Annotated in this window: 21 protein-coding genes and 1 tRNA gene; 10 read left to right on the top strand and 12 right to left on the bottom strand. The window is 71.1% G+C overall.

Annotated features, from left to right (window positions below; translation table 11 throughout):
- The first annotated feature begins 12 nt into the window (after positions 1 to 12).
- A tRNA-Val gene (locus tag JMV16_RS03225) sits at positions 13 to 89 on the top strand.
- 251 nt (positions 90 to 340) lie between these two features.
- Here JMV16_RS03225 and JMV16_RS03220 read toward each other — a convergent pair.
- Together JMV16_RS03220 and JMV16_RS03215 are read right to left on the bottom strand one after the other, a co-directional pair.
- Positions 341 to 715 carry a VOC family protein gene (locus tag JMV16_RS03220; RefSeq protein WP_201492691.1) on the bottom strand — a complete coding sequence of 125 codons (375 nt, stop codon included), beginning with the start codon at positions 713 to 715 and terminating at the stop codon, positions 341 to 343.
- Positions 716 to 732: 17 nt separating this feature from the next.
- On the bottom strand, positions 733 to 1,758 hold the full coding sequence (locus tag JMV16_RS03215; protein ID WP_201492690.1) for a tripartite tricarboxylate transporter substrate binding protein: 1,026 nt from the start codon (positions 1,756 to 1,758) through the stop codon (positions 733 to 735).
- Positions 1,759 to 1,904: 146 nt separating this feature from the next.
- Here JMV16_RS03215 and JMV16_RS03210 point away from each other — a divergent pair, with 146 nt between their 5' ends.
- Complete coding sequence (locus tag JMV16_RS03210; RefSeq protein WP_201492689.1) at positions 1,905 to 3,512, top strand: winged helix-turn-helix domain-containing tetratricopeptide repeat protein; 1,608 nt, start codon at positions 1,905 to 1,907, stop codon at positions 3,510 to 3,512.
- 78 nt (positions 3,513 to 3,590) lie between these two features.
- Here the strand turns inward: JMV16_RS03210 and JMV16_RS03205 are convergent, their stop codons facing one another.
- From JMV16_RS03205 to JMV16_RS03195, 3 genes are all read right to left on the bottom strand, one after another.
- Positions 3,591 to 4,979 carry an amidohydrolase family protein gene (locus JMV16_RS03205; protein ID WP_201492688.1) on the bottom strand — a complete coding sequence of 463 codons (1,389 nt, stop codon included), beginning with the start codon at positions 4,977 to 4,979 and terminating at the stop codon, positions 3,591 to 3,593.
- Positions 4,976 to 8,236: an amidohydrolase family protein gene (locus JMV16_RS03200; RefSeq protein WP_201492687.1), complete on the bottom strand. Its 3,261-nt coding sequence runs from the start codon at positions 8,234 to 8,236 to the stop codon at positions 4,976 to 4,978. Before JMV16_RS03200 ends, JMV16_RS03205 begins: the two co-directional genes overlap by 4 nt.
- Positions 8,237 to 8,668: 432 nt before the next feature.
- Positions 8,669 to 9,604 (bottom strand): LysR substrate-binding domain-containing protein, encoded by a 936-nt coding sequence (locus JMV16_RS03195; protein WP_201492686.1) that lies wholly within the window; start codon positions 9,602 to 9,604, stop codon positions 8,669 to 8,671.
- A gap of 148 nt (positions 9,605 to 9,752) precedes the next feature.
- On the opposite strand from JMV16_RS03195, the gene JMV16_RS03190 reads away from it, so the two are divergent.
- The 3 genes from JMV16_RS03190 to JMV16_RS03180 are packed head-to-tail and all read left to right on the top strand — an operon-like array spanning position 9,753 to position 12,679.
- The gene (locus JMV16_RS03190) at positions 9,753 to 10,595 is read left to right on the top strand and encodes a MaoC family dehydratase N-terminal domain-containing protein (RefSeq protein ID WP_201492685.1); all 843 of its coding nucleotides are present in this window, start codon (positions 9,753 to 9,755) and stop codon (positions 10,593 to 10,595) included.
- 33 nt (positions 10,596 to 10,628) lie between these two features.
- Positions 10,629 to 11,789: an acyl-CoA dehydrogenase family protein gene (locus JMV16_RS03185; RefSeq protein ID WP_201492684.1), complete on the top strand. Its 1,161-nt coding sequence runs from the start codon at positions 10,629 to 10,631 to the stop codon at positions 11,787 to 11,789.
- 26 nt (positions 11,790 to 11,815) lie between these two features.
- Positions 11,816 to 12,679: an HpcH/HpaI aldolase/citrate lyase family protein gene (locus JMV16_RS03180; protein ID WP_201492683.1), complete on the top strand. Its 864-nt coding sequence runs from the start codon at positions 11,816 to 11,818 to the stop codon at positions 12,677 to 12,679.
- 25 nt (positions 12,680 to 12,704) lie between these two features.
- On the opposite strand, the gene JMV16_RS03175 is transcribed toward JMV16_RS03180, so the two are convergent.
- Entirely contained in the window at positions 12,705 to 12,932 is a 228-nt protein-coding gene (locus JMV16_RS03175; protein WP_201492682.1) for a hypothetical protein, read from the bottom strand.
- A gap of 142 nt (positions 12,933 to 13,074) precedes the next feature.
- On the opposite strand from JMV16_RS03175, the gene cysQ reads away from it, so the two are divergent.
- The 3 genes from cysQ to JMV16_RS03160 all read left to right on the top strand — a co-directional run bounded on the left by cysQ (position 13,075) and on the right by JMV16_RS03160 (position 15,425).
- Positions 13,075 to 13,899, top strand: a complete 825-nt coding sequence (cysQ, locus tag JMV16_RS03170) for a 3'(2'),5'-bisphosphate nucleotidase CysQ (RefSeq protein WP_201492681.1) — start codon at positions 13,075 to 13,077, stop codon at positions 13,897 to 13,899.
- Between the two features lie 92 nt (positions 13,900 to 13,991).
- Positions 13,992 to 14,561 (top strand): polyhydroxyalkanoate synthesis repressor PhaR, encoded by a 570-nt coding sequence (gene phaR / locus JMV16_RS03165; RefSeq protein WP_201492680.1) that lies wholly within the window; start codon positions 13,992 to 13,994, stop codon positions 14,559 to 14,561.
- Positions 14,562 to 14,618: 57 nt separating this feature from the next.
- A complete protein-coding gene (locus JMV16_RS03160) occupies positions 14,619 to 15,425 on the top strand; it encodes a CPBP family intramembrane glutamic endopeptidase (RefSeq protein ID WP_201492679.1) in 807 nt (268 codons plus the stop codon).
- A gap of 27 nt (positions 15,426 to 15,452) precedes the next feature.
- On the opposite strand, the gene JMV16_RS03155 is transcribed toward JMV16_RS03160, so the two are convergent.
- From JMV16_RS03155 to JMV16_RS03145, 3 genes are read right to left on the bottom strand one after another with little or no spacing between them, the layout of a single operon-like run.
- A complete protein-coding gene (locus JMV16_RS03155) occupies positions 15,453 to 16,334 on the bottom strand; it encodes a transporter substrate-binding domain-containing protein (protein ID WP_201492678.1) in 882 nt (293 codons plus the stop codon).
- Between the two features lie 20 nt (positions 16,335 to 16,354).
- Positions 16,355 to 16,993 (bottom strand): DUF3011 domain-containing protein, encoded by a 639-nt coding sequence (locus JMV16_RS03150; RefSeq protein WP_201492677.1) that lies wholly within the window; start codon positions 16,991 to 16,993, stop codon positions 16,355 to 16,357.
- Positions 16,994 to 17,032: 39 nt separating this feature from the next.
- Complete coding sequence (locus tag JMV16_RS03145) at positions 17,033 to 17,794, bottom strand: hypothetical protein (protein ID WP_201492676.1); 762 nt, start codon at positions 17,792 to 17,794, stop codon at positions 17,033 to 17,035.
- A 120-nt stretch (positions 17,795 to 17,914) separates the two neighbouring features.
- On the opposite strand from JMV16_RS03145, the gene rimO reads away from it, so the two are divergent.
- Together rimO and JMV16_RS03135 are read left to right on the top strand one after the other, a co-directional pair.
- On the top strand, positions 17,915 to 19,333 hold the full coding sequence (gene rimO / locus JMV16_RS03140; protein WP_201492675.1) for a 30S ribosomal protein S12 methylthiotransferase RimO: 1,419 nt from the start codon (positions 17,915 to 17,917) through the stop codon (positions 19,331 to 19,333).
- A 29-nt stretch (positions 19,334 to 19,362) separates the two neighbouring features.
- Positions 19,363 to 20,538, top strand: a complete 1,176-nt coding sequence (locus tag JMV16_RS03135) for a PLP-dependent transferase (protein ID WP_201492674.1) — start codon at positions 19,363 to 19,365, stop codon at positions 20,536 to 20,538.
- Positions 20,539 to 20,543: 5 nt separating this feature from the next.
- On the opposite strand, the gene JMV16_RS03130 is transcribed toward JMV16_RS03135, so the two are convergent.
- From JMV16_RS03130 to JMV16_RS03120, 3 genes are read right to left on the bottom strand one after another with little or no spacing between them, the layout of a single operon-like run.
- Positions 20,544 to 21,869, bottom strand: coding sequence for a tetratricopeptide repeat protein (locus JMV16_RS03130; protein WP_201492673.1), 1,326 nt, complete (start codon positions 21,867 to 21,869; stop codon positions 20,544 to 20,546).
- Complete coding sequence (locus tag JMV16_RS03125; protein ID WP_201492672.1) at positions 21,869 to 23,068, bottom strand: CsgG/HfaB family protein; 1,200 nt, start codon at positions 23,066 to 23,068, stop codon at positions 21,869 to 21,871. Before JMV16_RS03125 ends, JMV16_RS03130 begins: the two co-directional genes overlap by 1 nt.
- Before the next feature lie 17 nt (positions 23,069 to 23,085).
- Positions 23,086 to 24,405 (bottom strand): tetratricopeptide repeat protein, encoded by a 1,320-nt coding sequence (locus JMV16_RS03120; RefSeq protein ID WP_201492671.1) that lies wholly within the window; start codon positions 24,403 to 24,405, stop codon positions 23,086 to 23,088.
- Between the last annotated feature and the right edge of the window lie 20 nt (positions 24,406 to 24,425).

The raw sequence follows: 24,425 nt of genomic DNA, 5'->3' as shown, positions 1-24,425 counted from the left end.
CCTGGGTTCTGCAGGCGCGTAGCTCAGCTGGTTAGAGCACCACCTTGACATGGTGGGGGTCGATGGTTCGAGTCCATTCGCGCCTACCAAATCCGGTAGAGAAAACAGGCACCTGGCGGCAACGCCAGGTGCTTTTTTCTTGGTGCTGCCAACAGAGTACCAAAGCAGTACTCAAGAAGGCGGGAGTGGGGGCCGCTGCCCGACGCGCGAAGTGCGGCGCGAAGCGGCCGGCCCGCCCGCCCGCGGCTACGGGCATCGGCCTCGACCCTGTGATGAAGCCGCTGTCGTGGCGACCCGCTTGCCAGGCCCCTGCCGGCCGCGGGCGCACATCGCCAGGCCTCTAGTGCGCCGGCATCCTGAAGCTGATCTCGACGCGGGCGCCGTCGGGGTCGGTGAGAAAGACCTGCCATATGTGGCTGTCCGCCAGAAGGCTGCCCTCAAAGGCCTGGCCGGCGGCTTCGAGCCTGCGCTGGAACGTGGGAAGCTCATCGGCTTCGAAGGCGAAGTGATCGATGGCGCCCCCGGTACCCGCTGCCGCCCCGGCCGCGCGAGGCAGCACATGCAGCACCGCCCGGTCGCCGATGTAGAACCAGCGACCGGGCACCGCAATGGCCGGGCGGGGGCCGATGCGCAGGCCCAGCAGATCGCCATAGAAGCGCTCGGTGCGTTCGAAGTCGGCGCTGCGCACCGTGACATGGCCCAGTGAGAGCAGCATGGCCCGGCCCGCCGCGCTCAGGGCTTCTGGGCGATGGTGGAAGGGGCCGCAGATGTCGGGGCGGCCGCCGCTCCGGCCGCCCCCGGCTTCGGCGCCCAGCGCTTGATCTCGTTCTTGATCACCTCGGTGAAGCCGGCCGCGTTCTGGACCCCGGGCATTGCCCCCATGGACGCCAGGCGGTCCCTCATGGCCGGCGTGGCCATGGCCTGCTGCAGTTCCGCCTCCAGCCGCTGCAGCACGGCGGGTGGCGTACCGGCTGGCGCCAGCACGCCGAACCAGGACAGCGATTCGAAGCCGGGCAGCCCGCTCTCGCTGACCGTGGGCAGCTCGGGCGCCGCGGCGGCGCGCGTGGTGGAGGTCACTGCCAGGCCGCGCAGCTTGCCGTCCCTGATGAACGGCAGTGCCACCGCGATGTTGCCGAACATGAGCTGCGTGCGCCCGGCCAGCACCTCCATCCAGGGGTTGCCGGGGTTGGGCACATGCACCATGTCCAGGCCGGCCATGCTGTTCATCAGCTCGCCGGCGCGGTGTTGCGACAGGCCTATGCCTGCCGACGAATAGCTGAACTTGCCCGGCTGGCTGCGCACCAGCGCCACCAACTCGGCCACATTGCGCGCCGGTACGTCGTTGGCCACCACCAGCACGTTGGGCGTGATGATGAGTTGCGCGATGGGCGCGAGGTCGCGCAGCGTCTCGTAGGGCGGCTTCATGCCGTAGGCACCACCGGCCAGCACCAGCGCGGCGTCGCCGGACAGCAGCAAGGTGTGGCCGTCGGGGGCCGACTTGGCGACGCGGTCCACGCCGATGGTGCCGCCCGCGCCGGGCACGTTCTCCACCACCACGGTGGCCGACATCGATTCGGCCAGGGCCGGGACGATCAGCCGGGCCAGCACATCGGGCGCCGTGCCGGCCGGGAAAGGCACGACCAGGCGGACGGGCCTGCTGGGGTAGGTGCCCGGGGCCGGGACTTGCGCCGCGGCCAGGCCGGGGCCGGTGGCCAGCGCCAGGGCGGCGGCCAGCAACAGGTGGGTTCGGCGGTGCATGTCGTTCTCCAATTTTGGGGTGAGGCCATGGTGGCGTGCGGCGCCCTGCTTGGGCTGAGCCGGGCCTCAAGGATTTCTCGGGGTTCTCTCAGGCGGGGCCTCGAACCTCGAGCCTCGAGCCTGAACTGGCGCCTATAGTTCCGACGGTGGCGCATCTTCCTCGCTATCCCCTGGCTGATCGATTCAGCGTCGGCCCGTGGCAGGTACACACCTCGCGCGACGAAGTGGCGGGGCTCGGCCAGGTCCACAAGCTCGAGCCGCGCGCCATGCGGCTGTTGACGGTGCTGGCACAGGCTGGCGGGGAGGTGGTCCCGCCAGATCGCCTGCTGGAGGCCGTGTGGCCGGGCCTGATCGTCACACCCAGTTCGCTCTACGACGCCGTGGCGCTGCTGCGCAAGGTACTGGGAGCCGATCACATTGCCACGGTGCCCCGCAAGGGCTACCGCCTGGCCACGGCGGTGACGCCCGAAGCGGCGCCAGCGATGGCTGCGCGCACCAGCATCCTGCCCGCGGAAGCGGCGGAGCCCCGGCTGGGCCCGCGCTCGGTGGCCGTGCTGCCGTTCGTGATGCGGGGCCTGCCCGAGCCGCTCTCGTTTCTCAGCGAAAGCCTCACCGGCGCCTTGATCTCCGAGCTCTCGCGCCAGCCGGGTCTGGTGGTGGTGGCCCTGGGCACCATGCTGACCTTCGGACAGCGGCATCCGCCGCCGCAGCAACTGGCCCGCGACCTGGGCGTTCGCTATGTGGTGGACGGCCAGCTCGAGCAGCACGGCGACATGCTGCATGTGGGCGTACAGGTGGTCGATGGCCGGCGCGGCACGCAGACCTGGGCCGATGAACTGACCCTGCCCACCCATGCCTGGCATGCCACGGCCCAGGGGGTGGCGGGCCGACTTGCGCGTGCGCTGCGCTTCGAGCTCAACGACCTGGCCAGCCAGGAGGCTGCCTTGGCCGCCAGCGATGCCCAGGTGCAGGCGCGTGCCTTTGCCGCCCAGGCCTGGGTGCAGCTCTTTGCCCGCGCGCAGACGCCCGACACCAACCAGCGCGCCACGCGGCTGGCGCGCTCGGCCGTGGCGCTGGCGCCCGAGCTGAGCCAGGGCTGGATGTGCCTGGCCTATGCCGACTGGCGCGCCGGCCACTACCGCTGGAGCGACGAGCCGCGCGACGAGCAACTGGCGCGCGCCCTGGCCGAGGCCGAACGCGCGGTGGCAATCGATCCGCGCGACCCCGATGCCCACTATGTGCTGTCCTTGGCCGCCCGCCATTTCCGCGGGCAGCGGCAGCGTGCCGACGAGGCCTTGCGCCATTGCCTGCGGCTGTCGTCGTCCTACGCGCCCGCGTATGGGCTGCTGGCCCAATCCCTGGAGCGGCAAGGGCGGCACGACGAGGCCCGGGCCCACTGCGACAAGGCCTTCGGGCTGAGCCCGTTGGAGCCCCTGCGCGTGATCTGGCACTTCGTGAGGGCTGAAGCCCACCTGACCACCGGCGACCCGCAGGCGGCCTTGCAGGAGGCGCAGCGTGGCATGGCGGTCAACCCCTCGTACGGGCAGCTGTACATGGTCGGCGCGGTTGCCGCCTGGCGCCTGGGCGCGCTGGAGCAGGCGCATGAGTGGGTCATCGCGCTGCGCCAGCACCCCGCCTTCTGCAGCCTGCAGGCCGTGCGCGTGACCCTCGCACGCAGCTTCGATCCGGCCTGCATCGGTCAGTTGGAGCAGTTGCTCGACACGCTCGGCGAGGCGGGCTTGCCGCAGCAGTGAGCGCGCCATCGGGGCTGGCGATGAACTGGAATATCGGCCCGGCCTGGCGCACGCGCCGCAGGTGCGGGCGCTTCGGGCTCAGCGCGATTTCAGCTGCTCGTACTTCTGCCGGTACTTGTCCGCCAGTCGCGTCTGCCGGTTGCCGATCTCGACCTCGCGGCCCTGTATGAAGGCGCGCAACACCTGGGTCTCGGTCTGCAGCGGGTCGCCGTCGGTGACGATGAAGCTGGCCAGCCGGCCCGGTGCGAGCGAGCCCAGCCGGTCGGCCACGCCCAGGATCTGCGCCGGGTACAGGGTGATGGCCTTCAGCGCCTCATCGGGCGCCAGGCCGTGGGCCACCGCGGTACCGGCCTCGTAGGGCAGGTTGCGCTCGTTCGCTGCCGCAAAGGCGCCGCCGGTGCGGCCGATGCAGTAGGTGACTCCGGCCTCGGCCAGCCGCGCCGCCAGCCGGTAGGGTTCGTCGTAGGCTTCGTCGCGGCGCAGGGGCAGCCGGTGTACGCCGGCGATGACCACCGCCACCTGCCGTTGGCGCAGCACGCTGGCGATGCGCCAGGCGTCCGCGCCCCCGACGATGACCAGCTTGAAGCCGTGCCGTTCGGCCAGCGCCAGCGCGTGGCGGATCTGCGCCAGCTCGTTGGCCTGCACGAACAGCGGCCGTTCGCCGCGCAGCACCGGCAGCAGGGCCTCCCAGCGCAGGTCGGCCGGGTGGGCCGGGTCGGCGCCGCGTGCGCGGCCATAGGCGGCGGCCGACTCGAAGGCCTCGTCGATGAGCTTCAGGCGCTGGGCGGTGAAGCGGCGCAACTCCTCGGCCAAGGGCTCCAGCGCCCCGCGCAGAACCTCGCTGCCCAGGCGCAGCGAGGGCAGTTCCAGGTGTACCGCCACCTCGCGCTGCACGGCCATGTCATCCCAGGTCCAGCCGTCCATCTGCAGGAGCGCCGAAGTGCCCGAGAAGCCGCCGCCGGCCGCGCCTTCCGGCACCGCCAGCGCGGCCAGCACGCCGTTGCTGCGCGCCACCGGCAGCAGTTCGCTGTCGGGGTTGACGGCAACCAGGGCCCGCGCGTTGGGGTTGAGCGGACCGACCTCGCGCAGATCGACGGTGGCCGCCACCGAGCTGACCTCGGCCAGCCCCAGCGCGGTGTTGGCCGCGACGAAGCCGGGATAGACATGGCGTCCACCCAGGTCGAGCACCTGTGGCGGTGAGCTGGGCGCGGGCAGCGGTTGACCGGGCCCGGCCAGCGCGACGATGCGCCCGCGTTCCACCAGCATGCGGCCACCCTCGATGACCGGGCCGCTGACCGGATGCAGCACGGCGTTGGTGACGAGCAGGGGCAGGCGCTGCGGCGGCGGCGGCACATGGTCTGCGGCACGCGCCGCTCCGCTGCCGATCAGCACCAGGACCGCAAGGCTGGCCGCGAAAGGCGGCAGCGCGCGCCCGAAGGCCGATGCTCGATGTCCGAGGCCCTTCATGGCGCGTCCTCCGTGCATTCGTGCCAGGCGCCCTGGTCGGCATAGCTGTGGCGGAAGGCGCGGGCCTGGTCGAACAGGCGAAACCAGGCCAGGCCGTCGGTGAAGGTGGGCCGCGCCGGCGCGGCCGCGCCGGGAGGCGCGGCGCCTCCCCCTGCGCCCCTTTCGCCCGCCGCCCCGGTGGGTGGCCGCGGCGTGCGCAGCGCCGCGGTGACCAGCCGAGCGCGCTCGGCCGCATCGCGTTCGCGCAGGCTGGCGTCGCTGGCCAGGTCAAAGTAGCGGCGGCCGTCGATCCAGGTCTGCTCGACGCGGCTGGTGGTGGCCATCGGCGGCCCGCTCCACACCACCAGGTCGGCGTCCTTGCCCGGCTCCAGCGAGCCGGTGCGCGCGGCCACGCCAAGTTGCCGGGCGGCGTTCAGCGTCACCAGCGCCAGCGCCTGCCCAGGCTCCAGGCCCCCGTACTTCACCGCCTTGGCAGCCTCCGTGTTCATGCGCCGGCCCAGTTCGTTGCTGTCGCTGTTCAGCGTGGTCAGCACGCCGGCGCGGCTCATCAATGCGGCGTTGTGCGGGATCGCATCGGCCACCTCCATCTTGTAGGCCCACCAGTCGCTGAAGGTCGAACCGCCCGCGCCGATGGCCGCCATCTCGTCGGCCACCTTGTAGCCTTCCAGCACATGCTGGAAGGCCGCCACCTCGAGCTTCCTATCCTTGGCGAAGCGCGCGAACATCAGGATCTCGTCGGCGCGGTAGGAATGGACGTGGATGGCGCGCCGGCGCTCCAGCAACTCCACCAGGGTCTCGAGCTGGAGATCGCGCCGCGGTTCCAGCCTGGCACCGCCCCTGGCGGCGCGGAACGCCTTCCATTCGGCGGCGTATTCCTCGGCGGCCGCGAAGGCGTCGCGCAGCACCTGCTCCACGCCCATGCGCGTGCCGGGGTAGCGCGTGCCCGGGCCGAAGTTCGAGCGCTTGACGTTCTCGCCCAGCGCAAACTTGATGCCCGGCTGCGCGCCTTCGAAGGCCAGCAGTGCGGCGTCGCCGCCCCAGCGCAGCTTGATGACCTGGTTCTGCCCGCCGATGGTGTTGGCCGAGCCGTGCAGCACGTTGGCAGCCGTGGTGCCGCCGGCCAGCTGGCGGTAGATCGTCATGTCGGTGGCATCGACGACATCGGCCACGCGCACCTCGGCCGTCACCGAGTGGCTGGACTCGTTGATGCCGCGCGCCATCGCGATGTGCGAGTGGGCGTCGATGAGGCCGGGCGTGATGTGCTTGCCGGTGGCATCGATCACCCGTACACCGGGTGGCGCGGCCAGGTCCGGCCCCACCGCGGCCACCTTGCCCGCGCGCAGCAACACGTCGGCGCGCGCCAGCGTGCCGGCCGGGCCGACGGTCCAGACCGTGGCGTTGCGCAGCACCACCACCGCGGGCTGCTCTGGCAGCGTGGTACCCAGGGCACCGGCCGGCCAGTGGGCGGCCGGCGGCTTGACGGCCGCGTCGGCCGCCGCCAGGGCCACGGCCGCCGATGCCGCCGGCGCAGGCGCCGCGGCCGCTGTGCGCCGGGCGGACCAGGGCTGCAACGGGCCATCGCCGACCTGCACCGTGCCCGACCAGCGCTCGCCGCGCAACTGCGCAACGATGGTGGATGACGGGCCGGCGCCCGGTGCGCCGGGTGCCTCGGGCCTGCCGCAGGGCAGGCGCAGCACCCAGTCGCTGCCGCGCGGGGCCAGCTCGCACGGGTTACCGTCGCGCTGCAGGCGCGGTGCGGCGCGCGTGCCGCTGATCTGCAACAACTCGGCGCTGCCGTCCACCGCCCAGCTGCCGCGCGGGTCGGCGCGCTCGGCCGCTTCGGTGGGCAGCGGGCGACCGTCGACAAAGGTCAGCTCGATCTCGGCTTCGTCGCTGGTGAACAGGTCGCCGCGCGCCACCACCAGGTGGGCCATGCGCCCGGGCTCCAGCGTGCCCAGGCGCGCGGCCTCGCCCACCAGGCCGGCCGGCACGGTGGTCAGCCCGGCCAGCGCCCGCTCGGCCGGCAGGCCGCGTCGCACGGCCTGGCGCAGGCGCGGCCAGAACTCGCGCCGGGCGTCGCGCAGGCCGGCAGCCGTGACGGCGAAGCTGACGCCGGCGCGTTCGATCAGCGCCAGGTTGGACGGCGCCTGCTCCCAGTGCTGCAGCGCGGCCAACGAGACGTCCAGCGCGCTGTCGGGGTTGTCGATCTCGGGTCGCGCCGGGTAGGCCAGCGGCACGATCACCGGCAGGGCCAGCGCCCTCAGCTGCGCCGCGCGCCGGTATTCATACCCGTTGCCCTGCACCACGCTGCGCAGCTTGAACTCGTCGCGCAGGCGGGCGATGCGCAGGTAGTCCTGCTCGTCATCGGCGACATGGATCACCGGCTGGCGGCCGTCCAGCACCGGCAGCAGCGCCTGCAGCGTGGCATTGGGCTCGATGCGCTCGCCCGCCGCTCCCGCAGATCCCGCCGCAGCGGCCAGCGTGGCTCGGCCCTGCCAATGGGCGTCCAGCAGGGTCTGCCGCTGGAGGGCGATGGCACCCATCAACGAAGTGGGATAGGTTTCGCGCCCGCCACCTGATTCAAACGCCAGGTGCTGGGCCACGCGCGACGCGATGACCTGCGATTTCGGGTCGTCGCTGTCGGGCGCGCCCAGTGCCAGCAGCGCGCTCTGGCCGCGGAACACGCCGTTGGCCGGCGCCGACAGCACGGTGGTGAAGCCGAGTTCGCGCGCCGCGCGCACCTCGTCGGCCTTCCAGTCGATCTGCTGCGCCACGTCCTGCTCGGCGCGCACCCTTGCGTTGCGTGCGGCCAGGCCGCGGGCCGTTGGTGCCGGTGCGGCCGGGCGCGGCCCCACGGGCGGTAGCAGAGCCGCGAACGGGCCGAAGCCGGGGCGCGCGGATGCCGCGGGCCTGAGCGCCGCGGGCAGGCCCAGCGGGCTGGCCAGATCGATGAATCCGGCGTAGACGGTGCGGCCGGCAAGCGCCCAGACGCGCGCTCCGGCGGGCACCGCCACGCCAGCCCCGGCGGCCACGATGACGCCGTCCTTCATCACCAGCGTACCGTCCTCGACCACACGCCCCGGCGCCAGCACCAGCCGCGCCTGCGTAATGGCATGCCAGCGCGGCGTGTTGTCGCGCAGGCCCTGCGTGCGCTCGGTGCCGGTCTGCGCCGCCGCCGGGCCGCTGGTCAGCAGGCACAGGGCCGTCAGGGCGGCAAGGGACGAGCGCGCCGAACACCGGATCACCGCCTGCTTCATGCGCATCCTCGTCTTGGTCACTGCAGCCCTGGCCGCCAAGCTGCGATCAGCGGCGACTCTAGCGCGATCGGATGCCGCCGACATCCGGTTGCGCATGCCGGTTGACAGGCCTCGAAGCGGCCTCGCGTCGTCGCCGGGGGGAGGGCATGCCGGGTGAAATGCCAGGAGGCTGCCCGCCGCCCTCATCGACTCAAGGACGCGGGGCCGAAATTGGCTCGAATGGGATGAGCCAGTGGCGGGCCTCCTGGCCGCGATTGCCTGGCGGTGGAAAGGCTGCGGCAACGTGAGAGGCGCGCAGCGCTGGAGCGCTGCCGCCGCAAGGCGCCGCCCGAACCCGGAAGCGCATGTATTGCAGAGATCCAGTTCGTGGCGGGGCTGGCCGCATTGGACAGGCAAGGAAGGGCGCGGGCGCGCGCAGGCGGCGGGCCGCATTCAGCCAGTCTTCCCACCTATCCAGCGCGCCGGCCAGCTGCCGTCGTCGACCATCTGGCGCAGCACCTCGCTGACCAGGTTCATCACCGCCGTGCCCGCCGTCGTGCCCGGGCGCGTGACGCTGGTGGCACAGACCACGCGGCGGCTCATGCCGGGGCTGGCGATGTCGCTGGCGCGCAGCCGGCCGGCTGCGATCTCTTCGGCCACCGAGCCCTTGGGCAGGATGGTGGCGCCCAGCCCCGCCTCGACGGCCCGCTTCACGCTGCTCAGCGATTCGATCTCGGCCACGACATCGAGCGCGATGCCCAGCGGGCCGCAGGCGTCGTCGATGATGCGCCGCAGGCCGTGGTCGGGGCCGGGCAGCACCAGGGGCCAGCGCGCCAGGTCGTGCAGCGTGGGCCGGCGCGGCGGGGCCTTGCCGGCGGCTGACGTGACGAGTGCCAGGCGGTCATCGAGCAGCGGCCGTTTGGCGAGTGCGGCGTCGATGGCGTCGCCGTAGAGCAGGCTGAGGTCCAGGCGGCCGGCTTGCAGCCATTCGCGCAGAAAGCCGCTGTAGCCCTCGACCACGCGCAGCCTGATCTGCGGGTAGCGCTCGCGGCAGGCGCTCAGCAGGGGCACGGTGGCCACCAGTCCCACGGTGGTGGGCAGGCCCAGGCTCACGGCGCCACTGGGTGCCGCCTTCGAGCTGCGCACGGCCTCGCGCGCCCGGTCGGCATCGGCCAGCACGACGCGGGCGTGCTCCAGGAAGATGCGGCCGGCCTCGGTAAGGCTCATGCCGCGGCTGGAGCGCTCGAACAGCTGCGCGCCCAGGCCGTGCTCGAGGGCGGCGATCTGCTGGCCCAGCGCCGGCTGCGCGACATGCAGCCGGGTGGAGGCCTGCAGCAGGCTGCCGGCCTCGACCACGCCGATGAAGTAGCGCAGCTGTCGGAATTCCATGGCTATATGCAATGCAGCTAGCAACTAGCTTGACTAAGTATTTCACAAATACTTTTCGGCCCGCCAGAATGCGCCCGCTTCCCGCCCCTTTCGCACCTCCTTTCGTGCTCCCCTTCGCGCCACCCTGCTGCCCTGACGGAGGCCCCGCATGACCCTGGACATCACCCACTTGCGCAGCTGGATAGGCCGCACCACCGTCGCCGAGGACCGCGTGACGCCGGTGCCGTTGCGCGCGCTGGCGGCCACGCTGGACCACGACGAGGCACCTGCCGAGGCGCTGCCGCCCTGCTGGCACTGGCTCTACTTCCTGCCCGTCCATCGCCAGTCGGAGATCGGGCCCGACGGCCACCCCCATCGCGGCGGCTTCCTGCCGCCGGTGCCGCTGCCGCGGCGCATGTGGGCCGGCAGTCAAATCGAGTTCCGTCATCCGCTTGCGGTGGGCCAGGCCCTCGTGCGCCGCTCGCAGATCGAGGACGTGCGCATGAAGGTGGGCCGCAGCGGGCCGCTGGTCTTCGTCAAGGTGAAGCACGAGATCGAGGCCGAGGGCCGGCTGGCCATCGTCGAGCGCCACGACATCGTCTACCGCGACCTGCCGCAGCCGGGCGAGCCCCAGCCCACCGCCATGCCGGCGCCGGACGATGCGCAATGGACGCGGCGCATCGTGCCCGACGACGTGCTGCTGTTCCGCTACTCGGCGCTCACCTTCAACGGCCACCGCATCCATTACGACCGCCGCTATGTCACCGAGGTCGAGGGCTATCCGGGCCTCATCGTGCATGGCCCGCTGATCGCCACGCTGCTGCTGGACCTGCTGCGGCGCCAGCTGCCGCAGGCCCGCGTCACGCACTTCGAGTTTCGCGCCGTCAAGCCGGTCTTCGACATCGCGCCCTTCGAGGTCTGCGGCCGCCTCGATGGCGAGCGCGAGGTGAGGCTGTGGGCGCGCACGCCAGAAGGCCACCTGGCCATGGAAGCCAGCCTCGCTCTGGCTTGAAGCTGGCCTGACCTCATCACGCGAAAGCCGAGCATGCTCAATGAACCCGAGGCTCACCAGGAAATACGCGATGCCGTGCGCCAGCTGTGCCGGCAATTCCCGGACGAGTACTTCCGCAAGGTGGATGAGCAGCGGGCCTACCCTGAAGAGTTCGTCACTGCGCTGACCCAGGCCGGCTGGATGGCGGCGCTGATCCCGGCCGACTACGGCGGCTCGGGCCTGAGCATGGCCGAGGCCTCGGTGATCATGGAAGAGATCAATCGCTGCGGCGGCAATTCCGGCGCCTGCCACGGCCAGATGTATGTAATGAATGCGGTTCTGCGCAGCGGCACCGAGGCGCAGAAGCAGAAGTACCTGCCGGCCATCGCCCGCGGCGAGTTGCGCCTCCAGTCCATGGGCGTGACCGAGCCGACCACCGGCAGCGACACCACGCGCCTCAAGACGATGGCGGTGAAGAAGGACGGCCGCTGGGTCGTCAACGGGCAGAAGGTGTGGATCTCGCGCATCCAGCACAGCGACATGATGATTCTTCTGGCCCGCACCACGCCGCTGGCCGAGGTGAGCAAGCGCTCGGAAGGGCTGAGCTGCTTCCTGGTCGACCTGAATCTGGCCCTAGGGCACGGCCTGACGGTGAGGCCCATCCTGAACATGGTCAACCACGAGACCAACGAGCTGTTCTTCGACAACCTTGAGATCCCGGAAGAGAACCTGCTCGGGCCCGAGGGCAAGGGCTTCAAGGTGCTGCTGGACGGGCTCAATGCCGAGCGCACGCTGATCGCCGCCGAATGCATAGGCGACGGCTACTGGTTCATCGACCGCGCCACGAAATACGCCAACGAGCGCGTGGTCTTCAACCGCGCCATCGGCCAGAACCAGGGCGTGCAATTCCCCATCGCCGAGGCCTACATCGAACTGGAGGCGGCCAACCTGATGCGCTGGAAGGCCTGCGCGAAGATTGATGCCCACCAGAACGCCGGCGCCGCCGCCAACATGGCCAAGCACCTGGCGGCCAAGGCCAGCTGGGAGGCGGCCAATGTCTGCCTGCAGACCCACGGCGGCTTCGGCTTTGCCTGCGAATACGACATCGAACGCAAGTTTCGCGAGACGCGGCTGTACCAGGTGGCGCCCATCTCCACCAACATGATCTTCAGCTATGTCGCCGAACACATCCTCGGCCTGCCGAAGTCGTATTGAGCGGAGGCCCGGTCTTGATCTCCGACTTGAACACCGAACGCCCCGTCGACACCCCGCTGGCGCTTGCGCGCACGCTGCTCTTCGTTCCCGGCAACCGGCCCGAGCGCTACCGCAAGGCGCTGGCGGCCGGTGCCGATGCCGTGGTGCTCGATCTGGAAGACAGCGTGCCCGCGGTCGAGAAGCCGGCGGCGCGCGAGGCCATCGCTGCAGCCTGGGCCGATCTCGCCACGGCCGCCGTGCCGCTGGTGGTGCGCATCAACAGCCTGGGCGGCGAGGCCGGGCATCAAGACCTGGCCTGGCTGGCGCGCCTGCCGCCGCCGGCCGGCGTGATGCTGGCCAAGGCCGAATCGGCGCAGCAGTTGCAGGCTGTGGCGCAGGCCTTGCCGGGCCTGGCCGTGCTGCCGTTGATCGAAAGCGCCGCCGGATTCTTGGCCCTGGCCGAGATGGCCGCGGCAGCCGGCGTGCTGCGCCTGGCGGTCGGGCACATCGACTTCATGGCCGACACCGGCCTGCATTGCTCGGAGGACGAGCGCGAGCTCGATACGCTGCGTTTCCACATCGCGCTGCAGACCCGCGCCCACCGCCTGGCGTCGGCCGTCGACGGCGTCACCGTGGCCATAGCCGACGACGCCCGCCTGCAGGCCGATACGCGGCGGGCGCTGAACTTCGGCTTTGGCGCCAAGCTGTGCATCCATCCGCGCCAGGCGCCGGTGGTCCACGCGGCGATGAGGCCGACCGAGGCAGAGCTGGAATGGGCGCGCCGCGTGCTGGCCGCCGACCGCGCCGCGGGTGGGGCGGCGGTCCGGCTGGACGGGCGCATGGTCGACCTGCCCGTCGTGCTGCAGGCGCGACTGACGCTGGCGCGTGTGCGCGCCGAAGATCGGGCCTGAAGGCGGCCGCGCCGGCCCGGTGGGCTCAGGGCCGGCCTATGGGTGCCAGGCGGGCCAGAGCCATCTGCTGGTGGGTGGCCTCGGCCGTGCGGGCCGATGGCAGGTCGAAATCGGGCTGGGCGAGCCAGGCGCAGCTGGCCATGGTGGCCAGCACCAGCAGGGTCGACCACAGGTTCTGCAGGCGGTCGGCGCGCCTGCGCAGCAGGCGGCGCAGCCAGAGGGGGGCGGCGTGGCGGGGGCTGGCGGTGGGCATGGCGGGCTCCTGTCGGGGGTGAACCACTGTCGCCGCGGCCGGTCCTGGGTGCAGCCAAGCCGGTCACGGCAGGGCTGTGCGGTATTCACACCCGGTCGGCAGCCGTTCGAGCGGGCAGGGCGCCTGTCTTAGAGTCGGCGCCATGACGCCGCCTTCGCCATTGCCGTCGCCACTCTCGCCGCCCGCCGACCTGCTGCACGCCGTGGCCGCCATCGCGCGTGCCGCGGGCGCGGCCATCCTCGAGGTCTATGGCAGCGACTTCGCCGTGCTCGCAAAGGCCGATGACTCGCCCCTGACCGTGGCCGACGAGCGCGCCGAGGCCTTGATCGTGGCCGCGCTTCAGGCCCTGGCGCCAGCCGTGCCCGTGGTGGCCGAGGAGGCCGCATCGTGCGGCGCCGCGCCGCCGCCCGGGGCGCGCTTCTGGCTCGTCGACGCGCTGGACGGCACGCGCGAATTCGTCGCGCGCAACGGCGAGTTCACCGTCAACATCGCCCTCGTCGAACAGGGCGAGCCGGTGCTGGGCGTCGTCCACCTGCCGGTGGGTGGACGCCTGTACGCCGGCGCGTGCGGCCTCGGCGCCTGGCTTGAACAGCCGGGCCAGGCGCGCCGCGCCATCGCCTGCCGCACCACGCCGGCCGAGGGGCCGGTGCTGGCCTGCAGCCGCTCGCATGGCGACGAGGCGGCGCTGGCACGCTGGCTGGCTGGCCGGACCGAATACGGTGCAGTGGCCCGCCGCATCGCCGCCGGCTCATCGCTGAAGTTCGGCCTCATCGCCGCCGGCGAGGCCGATCTCTATCCGCGCCTGGGCCGCACGATGGAATGGGACACCGCCGCCGGCCACGCCGTGCTGGTGGCCGCTGGCGGCAGCGTCCGCACCCTGGACGGACAGCCGCTGCGCTATGGCAAGCCGGGCTGGGAGAACCCGCACTTCATCGCCCGCGGCCTGCATTCGTTCACGGCGGCCTGAGGTGGACAGCGCGTCGCATGGGAAAACCCCCCGCACGGCATGGGAACCCGGCTTCTAGAATGCGGCACACGCACTGGCCCCAGGAAGACCGCATGCCGACCCCCCGCCGCACCGCGGCGCCCGCCCCCGAGGGCGAAGAGAAAGCCCCGCTGCGGACGCTCAAGAAGTACCCCAACCGGCGCCTCTACGACACGCGCTCGAGCAGCTACATCACGCTGGCCGACGTCAAGCAGATGGTGCTGGGCGGCGAGGATTTCGAGGTGCGCGACGCCAAGACCGGCGAAGACCTCACGCGCAGCATCCTGCTGCAGATCATTCTGGAAGAAGAATCCGGCGGCGTGCCGATGTTCAGCACCCAGTCGCTGGCCCAGATCATCCGTTTCTACGGCCATGCCATGCAGGGCGTGATGGGCACGATGATCGAGAAGAACCTGGGTGCCTTTGCCGAGTTGCAGACGCAGTTCCTGGCCCAGAGCAAGGGTCTCTACGACCCCAAGCACTTGAGCCCCGAGATGTGGACGCAGTTCCTCAGCGGCCAGCCGGTGGCGCTGCAATCGCTGATGGGCAGCTATGTCGAGCAGAGCCGCACGCTGTTCGAGCAGATGCAGCAGGCCGGCAAGCTGTTCCCCGGGATGCCGGGCTTTCCGCCGCCGGGCAAGTAGCGCGCCGAGCTCGGCCGCGGGGCGCGGGCGCCGGCGCCGGGCGGCAGAATCGGCGCCATGCAGCAAGCTCCCATCCGGCCGCAGCGCGGCCTGTGCGCTCCCTCCGTGGCCGCCGGGGTGGCGGTGTGGCTGGCCTATACCGCCGTCACCGTGACCATCCAGTTCAGCGCCGGCATTCCTTACACCGAATGGTTCAAGACCGCCGCCAACGCCTGGCGCACCGGCGTGATGTCGCTGGCGGCGGGTTCGATATTGCTGATCGCCGTGGTGGCGGCGACCCGCTGGAGCCATCTGTGGCATGACCCGGTGCGGCTGCCGACCACGCCGCTGATGAAGCTGGCGATGGCCTTGTGCGTCGGGGCCACGGGGCTGCGCCTCGCGGGCGTGCGCTGGGCCGATGTGCCGCTGGATCTGCTTGCGGCCATCGTGGTGTCGGGTGTGCTGGTGGGCTTTGCCGAAGAGACGCTGTTTCGCGGCCTCTTCTTGCGCGCATTGCGCGAAGGCGGGCGGTCGGAGGCGGTGGCTGCGATCTGGACGGCCGTGTGCTTCGGCCTCTTCCATCTGCCCAATCTGGCCATGGGCACCGGTCTGGTGGGCACCCTGCAGGTGATCCTGGCCGCCACCAGCGGCGTGGTGCTCTACCTATTCCGCCGCCAGACCGGCGCGCTGTGGCCGGCGATGCTGATGCACGGAACCTGGGACATCGCCGCCTTCCTGGCCGGCACCCATGCCCAGCCCTGGCTGTCCGTGCCCTCGCTGGCGCTGCAAGCGGTGCTGCTGCTGTTGGGCCTGGCCCTCCTGGTGGGCCTGTACCGCAGCGACCGGGCGACGGTGGCCCTGCCGGCCGGCACCGGACAGGCCTGAGGCCTGCGGCCTAAGCTGCCGCGGCGCTCATCGAAAGCCTTCGGTCGACGTCGCCCAGTGGCGCTGGCGGTCATCCAGCCAGCCCTGGTCGCGCTGGATGTCGAGCCAGGTGTTGAGGAAGGCCAGGAAGTCCGCGTCGCCCTTGCGCACCGCCATCGCGGCCGAGGTGCGGGCCAGCGGCTGGCTGGACGGCAGGAACCAGCGCCGGGGCGCCGAGGCCACCACGGCCTCGGCCGACAGCGTGGCCACCACGGCGGCGTCGGCGCGGCCTTCGGACACCACCAGCAGCGGGTCATCCTCGGCCGGCACCACCTTGGCCCTGGGAAAACAGGCCCGGGCCACGCGCTGCTGCACTTCATCGGATGACACTGCGATCGTCACCCCAGGCTGGTCGAAGGCCTGTAGCGTGCGCCGCTTGGCCGCGCTTGCACGGCTGCCGATCAGGTAGATGCCCTCGGTGGCGGTGGGCTGGCTGAAGTTGACCACCAGGGCCCGCGGCACGTTGATCCACAGCCCGGTGATGATGACGTCGCTGCGGCCCGTGAGCAGTTCATCGATCACGTTGGCCCACCAGGCCTCGACGAACTCCAGTTTCACACCCAGGTCGTCGGCCAGGCGATGTGCCAGGTCCACGCTGTAGCCCACGTAGCGCTGCTGGCGGTCCATCATGGCCATGGGTGCCACCTGCACCAGGCCCACGCGCAGCACGCCGCGCTGGCGGATCGTGGCCAGGGTGTCCAGCGCAGGCGCCGGCCGCATCATCGCGGCCGGCTCGGCCACGCGCGGCGGCGGAGGCGGCGCTTGCGGATCCCGGTAGCTGGCGCCGCTCTGCGCCAGGGCCGGAGCAGAGGCCAGGGCCGCGCCGGCGGCGGCCAGCAGGGCGAGAAGGCGGTAGAAGGTGGATGCCATGTCGCGGGTTCCCTGCTGGATCAATAGCCGCTGCCCACGCGGACGAACAGCACTCTGTAGCCGTCGTCGCCCGCATCCACCGCCAGGAAGCCATTGCCCTGGCGTTCGATGCGGAACTGGCGGCGGCCGGCCTGCACGCGGTCGCCTTCGACGGTGCCGCTGAAGGCGTGCTCGCCGGCGCGGCCATTGAGCTTGCCGCCAGGCAGTATGGTGAGCTCGACCTCCACGCCTTCGCGCTCGTCCATGCCCTTGAAGCTGCCCACCAGCCACGGCGCCACCTCGTGCGCCTCCTGCTTGTGGCGGCTGGAGGCCAGGGCGGCCAAGGCCGCCAGCCCGACCACGGCGCCGAGGAGGGCCTTGTCGTTGTGGTGGCCGCCACGGCCGACGCGGAAATCGGCCGAGCAGCCCCTGTCGACCCACACGCCGCGGGCGTCGTAGCCCCAGGAGCGACCCTCGGTGCAACTGGACAGCGAGTGCTTCTCGGTCAGCTCCACATGGTTGTCGGTGTCGACCCGACAGTAGTTGTAGCGGCTGCCGTGGCTGTCGCAGCGAATGGTGCGCTCGGCAGCCGTTGCCGACATCGGCAGCGGCGCGGCCAGCGCCAGGCTCAGCAGCGCACAGAGGGCGCGCGGACCGCGCCGAGGGCGGGTGTTTGTCATCTCGGGCTCCTGGGGAGGGGCGTGTTGGCGGCGCCGCCCTCAACCGCCGGTGAGCAGGGCGTCGGGCACTTCGTGGCGTTCCTGGCCGTCGATCTCGACCGTGGTGTGGTCGCCGTTGCGCCGGGTACTGACGGGCCAGGCCGAATCGCTGGCCACCACCTGGCCCTTCACGAACAGCAGGCGGCGGCGCCGGCCATCGCTGCCGCGGATGTCGACCGTGGCCGTGGCATCGTGGCCGCGGCGCACCACGCCCGCGTCGCAGGTGGTGGCCGCGGGCGCATAGGCCCAGCGGCAGCTGAGCCGCGCCGTGGCGTGGTACCGGGTTCCGGCCACAAGGGCATCCTGGGACGCCGACAGCGGCGCCAGCGCTTCGCCGGCGATGGCCACGGCCAGCCTGAAGCGCCCGCTCTCGTGGCGGCGGGCGGCGCTGCGTGGCAGGAAGGTCGAGATCACGTAGGCGCCGTCAGCCGGCAACATCACCTTGGCATCCAGGCCGCTGTGGTCGCCGATGACCATGGCCTCGGCCGCGCCCTCGGGGGCGAGGTTGAACGACAGGCCCCGGTTGGCCAGCACGGTCATGCGCACGCTCAGGGTCTGGCCGGCGCGGCCCTGCACGCGGTAGTCGGCGCCGGCGTAGCCCTTCACCTGGCCCGCGATCTCGGTTGCCTGGCCCTCGGCTGCAATCCGGATGTCCTGCACCGCGGCCTTGCCCTCCGCGGCAAAGCCAGCCACGGCCATGGCCGCCGCACAACCCAGCACCCGTCCCGCACGCAGGACGGCAAACCAATGCCTGATCGACATGTTCCGCTCCCCCCGGTTCGGCCTGGTCGCTGGCCTGAGCCGCAATCTTCGCTCAGAAATGCCTGCGGCCATCGCCGGGCCGGGCTGCAGCCAGCGTGGCCATGCGGCGACAATTGCGGCATGAGCCTTGATGCCCCACCCCTGCCCAGCCCCACGGCCGATGTTCCGAAGATCGGCTTCGTGTCGCTAGGCTGCCCCAAGGCGCTGACCGATTCCGAGCTGATCGTGACGCAGCTGCGCGCTGAAGGCTACGAGACCTCGCGCAGCTATGCCGGTGCAGACCTCGTCATCGTCAACACCTGCGGCTTCATCGACGACGCGGTGAAGGAAAGCCTGGACGCCATCGGCGAGGCCCTGGCCGCCAATGGCCGCGTCATCGTCACCGGCTGCCTGGGCGCCAAGGCCGGCGCCGATGGCGGCAATATGGTGCGCCAGATCCACCCCAAGGTGCTGGCCGTGACCGGCCCCCACGCCACTCAGGAGGTGATGGACGCGGTGCATCTCCATGTACCCAAGCCCCACGATCCCTTCGTCGACCTCGTGCCCGAGGCCCGCGTGGACTTCAGGGGCACGGCCGGTATCAAGCTCACGCCACGACACTACGCCTACCTGAAGATCAGCGAGGGCTGCAACCACCGCTGCAGCTTCTGCATCATCCCCAGCATGCGCGGCGACCTGGTGTCGCGGCCGGTAGGCGATGTGCTGTCCGAGGCGCGGGCCCTGTTCGAATCGGGCGTGAAGGAACTGCTGGTCATCAGCCAGGACACCAGCGCCTACGGGGTCGACATCAAGTACCGCACCGGCTTCTTCGACGGCCAGCCTGTCAAGACCCGCATGCTCGATCTCTGCCAGCGCCTGGGCGAGCTCGCCGCGCCCTTTGGCGCCTGGGTGCGGCTGCACTACGTCTATCCCTATCCGCATGTCGACGAACTGCTGCCGCTGATGGCCCAGGGCCTGGTGCTGCCCTACCTGGACGTGCCCTTCCAGCATGCCCACCCCGATGTGCTCAAGCGCATGAAGCGGCCCGCCAGCGGTGAGCGCAACCTCGAGCGCCTGGCGCGCTGGCGCGAGCTGTGCCCCGAGATCGTCGTGCGCTCGACCTTCATCGCCGGCTTTCCCGGCGAGACCGAGGCCGAGTTCGAGGATCTGCTGGCCTTTCTCCGCGAGGCGCAGATCGACCGTGCCGGTTGCTTTGCCTATTCGCCGGTAGCAGGTGCCAGCGCCAACGATCTGCCCGGCATGCTGCCGCCCGAGCTGCGCGAGGAGCGCCGCGCCCGCTTCATGGCGGTGGCCGAGGAGGTTTCCGTCACCAAGCTCCAGCGCCGCGTCGGCGCCACCATGCAGGTGCTGGTTGACCAGGCACCGGCGCTGGGCCGCAAGGGCGGCATCGGCCGCAGCTATGCCGACGCGCCCGAGATCGACGGTCTGGTGCGCCTGCTGCCGCCGGCCAAGGCCTCCAAGACGTTGAAGGTGGGCGAGTTCACGCGCGCCCGCATCGTCGCCGCCGAGGGCCACGATCTCGTGGCCCAGCCGATCTGATCTGATCTGAAGTCGAAGGAAGGCTAGCGATGACCCGGGATCTGTCCACCGACCTCATCCACCACCCCTACCTGCCGCCCGCGGGCTTCGAGGCCCCCCAGGTGCCGGTACACAAGGCCTCGACCGTCATCTTCCCCAATGTGGCGGCGGTGCGCTCGCGCGACTGGCGCTACAAGGGCGGCTACACCTACGGCCTGCACGGCACGCCCACCACCTTCATCCTCGAGGAGCGCATCGCCACGCTGGAGGGCGGCCGCCAGTGCGTGCTGGCGCCCAGCGGGCTGGCGGCCATCATGCTGGTCGACCTGGCCCTGCTGGCACCGGGCGATGAAGTGCTGCTGCCGAACAACGTCTACGGTCCCAGCCGCGAGCTGGCCCGCCAGGAACTGGCGCGCTGGGGCATACGCCACAGCCTCTACGACCCGATGGACGCGGCGGCGCTGGTGCGTGCCATAGCCCCGCAGACCAAGCTCATCTGGCTCGAGGCGCCGGGTTCGGTGACGATGGAGTTTCCCGACCTCGCCGGCCTGGTGGCGGCGGCGCGTGCGCGCGGCGTGCTCACCGCGCTGGACAACACCTGGGGCGCCGGCATCGCCTTCAAGGCCTTCGACCTCGGCATCGACATCGTCATGCAGGCGCTGACCAAGTACCCCAGCGGCGGCGGCGACGTGCTGATGGGCTCGGTGTGTACGCGCGACCAGGCCCTGCACGAGATGATCAAGCTCACCCACATGCGCTTGGGGCTGGGCGTGGGCGGCAACGATGCCGAGCTGATGCTGCGCTCGCTGTCCTCGCTGCCCATGCGCTACCGGGCACAGGATGAGGCGGGGCGCGAACTGGCACGGTGGCTGGCGCAACGTCCCGAGGTGGCGCGCGTGCTGCACCCGGCCCTTGACGGGGCACCGGGCCACGAGCACTGGCGCACACACTGCAGCGCCGCGGCAGGGCTGTTCTCGGTGCTGCTCGATGTGCGCTACACGCCGGCCGAGGTCGACGCTTTCGTCGACGCGCTGCGCCTGTTCAAGATCGGCTATTCCTGGGCCGGCCCGGTGAGCCTGGTCGTGCCCTACGAACTGGCCACCCTGCGCGGTGCCGGCCGCGGCGGCCTGCAAGGCCATTTGGTGCGCTTCTCGCTGGGCTTCGAGGCCGTGGCCGACCTGCAGGCCGACATCGCGCAGGCGATGGCGGCGGCTTTCGGCGGCTGACGCTGCTACGGCTTGAAGAGCTGCACGCCCGGCACGATGCCGAGGCCGGTGGACAAGGAGGTCGAGAACACCAGGCCGTCGGCGTTGCGGCCAATGAAGTTGCCGAAGTACTGGCTGGAGGCCAGCACCAGGCCGCAGCCGTTGCAACTGCCCGCCGTGTAGCTGCCCCTGAAGCTGCCCGAGGCCGACTGCGCTTCATAGGTGCTGCGCCCGGACAGGCCGCTGAAGCTCATCGCACCGATGCTGAATCCCAGGTTCTGCAGTTCGACGGAGCGGCTGACGAAGTCGACCGCGATGCTGCCGGTGGCGCCGGCCAGCATGCCGCCGCTGGGCCTGAAGACCGCCGAGCCGCTGGTCGGCATCTGGCGCGTGGAATCACCATAGACGTAGTCGACCTGGCTGAGGTTGGCTTCGCTGAAATTGGTATTGCCGACCCTGACCACCGCGCTGGCGCCAGGTGCCGAGAGCCAGCTGCCCCAAAAGGCCGTGCTGCCGTCGGTCAGCGGCGTGCTATCCAGGTTGCCGACCGCCGACGCGCCGCGGCGGGCCTGCGGGTTGGCGGCGGGGCCGACCGATTCGAGCACGCCGTTCGATGCAGTGAACTCGCCTGCGCGCAGCTCGGTGCTGGTGCCCAGGCCAATGGGCGTGCCGTTCTGCACATAGGTGTAGGCGAGGCCGACCACGGCCTGGCCGGCGAACTGGTCGCCCGAGCCTGGCGGGTTGACGGTGTAGGTGCGGTCGGCGGGCAGCACGGCTTCCATCGCCTGGCCCGGCACGATGACCACGGTCTGGCCGGCCTGGATGGCGGCGGCGGCACGCGCCGCGTCCACGACGTAGCTGGCCTTGCCGCGGTCGACTGCGGCGCCAGCGGCGGCCACGATGACGGCGCGCAACTGCACGCTGCCGCCCACGGTGACATCGGGCATGGAACGCTGCTGCTCGGAGGCCAGCGCGAAGCCGGGGTCGAGTTCGGCGGCGCGGCGGAAGAACTCCTTGGCCTCGGCGTAGCGGCCCTGGTCCTTGAGGTCCAGGCCCTGCGAGAAGGCGCGGAAGGCGTCGACATTGGTGGTCTGGAAACGCTCGATGCGTGCGCGCACCTCGGGTGGCAGCTGTTCGAGCGAGATGCCGGCCGAGCGCAGGATGCCGAAGGTCATGGCCTTCTGGGCGCGGAACAGGCCGTTGATGTCGCCTCGCTCGGTGACCACGCCCAGGCTCTGGCCCGAGCGGCTGTCGATGACTGCGCCTTCGAGGGCGAAGCCCTGGGCCTGGGCGCCGCCGGCCGTGGACAGCAGCAGGGCGAGGAGGGCACGGCGGGTGGGGAAACGCTTCATCATTGCACCTCGAAATTGCCGACCACGACCTTTTCGGCCCGCATCAGGCGGCCCGAGCGCACGGCCGAGGCGGTGTCGGCCAGGCCGCTGTCGCCCAGCTTGGCCTCGTCCACCAGCACCTGCACCTTCTCGCGCTCGAGCACCTTGAGCCCGGGCACCTTGCTGAGGTCGGCGATGATCATTGCCGCCAGGCCCTTGGCCATGGCGCGGTAGTCGTCGGCACCCTTGTTGACGAAGGCCTGCACCGCGATGCTGCCGGGTTCGGGCGGCGTGGCGACGGTCTCTTTCTCGCGCGCCACCGCGACGGCCACTTCCTTCTGCAACTGGTCGGACGCGAGCAGGGTGAGCGTCTTGGGTACCTCGCGCGTGGCGGCGCCCTCGGGGTCTTCGCGGGCGTACTGCTGCAGCAGGCGCAGCGCGCTGGCGTTGTCGTCGCGCCGCAACGCGATCAGGCCCTGGTAGTAGGGCAGCAGCGGCTCGCCCGGCGTGAGGTTCTGCACCGCGCCCAGGCCGGCCAGGGCCTGGGCGTCGAGTCCGGCGTTGAAGTCGGCCAGTGCGGCGGCCAGCGCCTTGGCAGCCTCGGCGCGGGCGCGCAGGCCATCGGCCTGGCTGGAGCTGTCGTCCAGCAGGGCGGGTGCCGCCACCAGCACCTCGGGGCGCGACTTCGCGTCCACCCAGCGGAACGAGCGGCTCTTGAGCACCGAGCGGCCGCCCTGGTATTCGAGCACCGCTTCGCCCTGGGTGATGCTGCCGTAGAGGCCGGGCGCCAGCGCGCAGCCGGCGGCACAGGTCTGCAGCGTCAGAAAGCCGTTGGTGCGGATGCTGCGGTCGGCCAGCTCGATGCGCCAGGCCTTGGCCGGCGCGGCGAGTGAGGGGCTGAGCCGCAGGCCGCCCTTGACCAGGGTGAGCTGGGCGGCGTCGCCAGCCGCCAGGCGCAGCTCGCTGGCCGGCGGCAGGCTGATGACGGCGCCGTCGGCCAGGCGCAGCTGGGCACGGCCTTCGCTGCCGGTGCTCAGCAGTGTCGCGGCGGCCAGCCTGGCGCCGGCGGCGGCCGGCTGGCCGGCTATGCGCACCTCGCCGCGCGCCTGCACCAGTTGGCCTTCGAGGGCCCGGGCCGGCGCGCCGGGCAGCAGCAGCGCCGCGGCCAGCGTCGCGAGCGCGGGCAGGGCGGAAACGGGGCCGCGGAGTCGCGTCTTCATCGGGTGTTCCTTGTTCATCAGAACTGGTAACGCAGCTTCAGCGAGGCCGAGTTGCGCCGCGAGTCGAAGAGATCCTGGTTGGAACGGGTCTCGGACATGGTCAGCTCGCCGCGTATCGAGAGCTGGTTGTCGATGGCGTAATTGGCCAGAAGATCGATGTGCGTGTAGTCGTCGCGGCGCACCGACTTGAAGAAGATGTCGGGCGGCCCCTCATAGGGCTGGGCATAGGCGCCCAGGACCAGGGTCAGCCTCAGCTTGTCCATCGGGGTGATGGAGCCATAGGCGCGCACCGTCATCATCTTGTTGCTGAGGTCGTTGCGCAGGCGGGTGCTGTCTTCCTGGGTATAGCTGGCGCGCAGGCTCAGGCTGGGGGCCCAGCGCGCGTCCGACCAGTTCTGCGTGAACACCGCCCCCAGCGCGAGGCTGCGCGCGTCGCGCTGATCCTCGGCCTGGATGTGGCGCTTTTCGCCGTACTGGCCGAAGACGGTGAGTGTCTGCTCGTCGGCAAAGGTGAAGTTCACGTCGCTGCCCAGCACGAGCAGGTCGCGGTAGCGCTTGCGGCCCACCAGCAGCTCGCTGAAACCCAGCGTCACCCGCCACAGCCCGCTGCCGCTGAGCTGGCTGAAGCCTGCGTTGACGCCCGCGGTGCTGATGTCGTATTGGCGGTGGCGTGAATTGGCGCGGTGGTCGAGGTCGGCACCCGCGAAGACCGAGAGCCGGTTGCTGACGCGCCAGCTCTGCTGGCCGCCGGCGGCAAACTGGGTGAAGCTGTCGCCGACCTGGCGCGACGGCGAGCCGACCAGGTCCAGCGTGTCGACGCCGACCTGCAGCGCGTCGTGCAGGGTGCCGATGTTGACGTTGTCGTCATAGCCGGCGCCGGCCTCGACATAGGCGCGGGCGGTGGCGCGACGGTCGGTCGATTCGCGCAGTTGCATGGCCTGCAGGAAGCCGTTGATCTTCTCGCGCACCGCCGCCGGCGGCTTGTAGCGCAGCACGAACTCGAACTCGGTGCGCGCCCGCGTGTACTCGCCGAGCAGGAAGTAGCCGCGTCCCAGCTCGAGCCGGGCGCGGTCGTTCGCGGGCACGGCGGACAGGTGGCGCTCGAGTGCCAGCAGGCCCTCGGGCACGCGGCCGACGTTGATGGCGGCGACACCGTAGAGGAAGTCGAAATGCACATCGCCGATCAGCTGCGGATGGTCTTGCGCGGTGCGGTAGGCCTGGTCGAACTGGCTGTTCTCCACCTGGCGGCGGATGTCATCCAGCGGCGTGGCCAGGGCCCAGGTGCAGGCCAGGGCCAGGGCGGCGGCGGTGGCGGCGCGGTTGAGGTGTGGCGTCATCGGTTCGGCTGTGGTTTTCG

This window comes from Rubrivivax sp. A210 (assembly GCF_904426505.1).
In the GTDB taxonomy this organism is placed as follows: domain Bacteria; phylum Pseudomonadota; class Gammaproteobacteria; order Burkholderiales; family Burkholderiaceae_C; genus Rubrivivax.
Note: the sequence above shows the minus strand (reverse complement) of the source record. Positions and strands in the feature narration are given on the sequence as shown.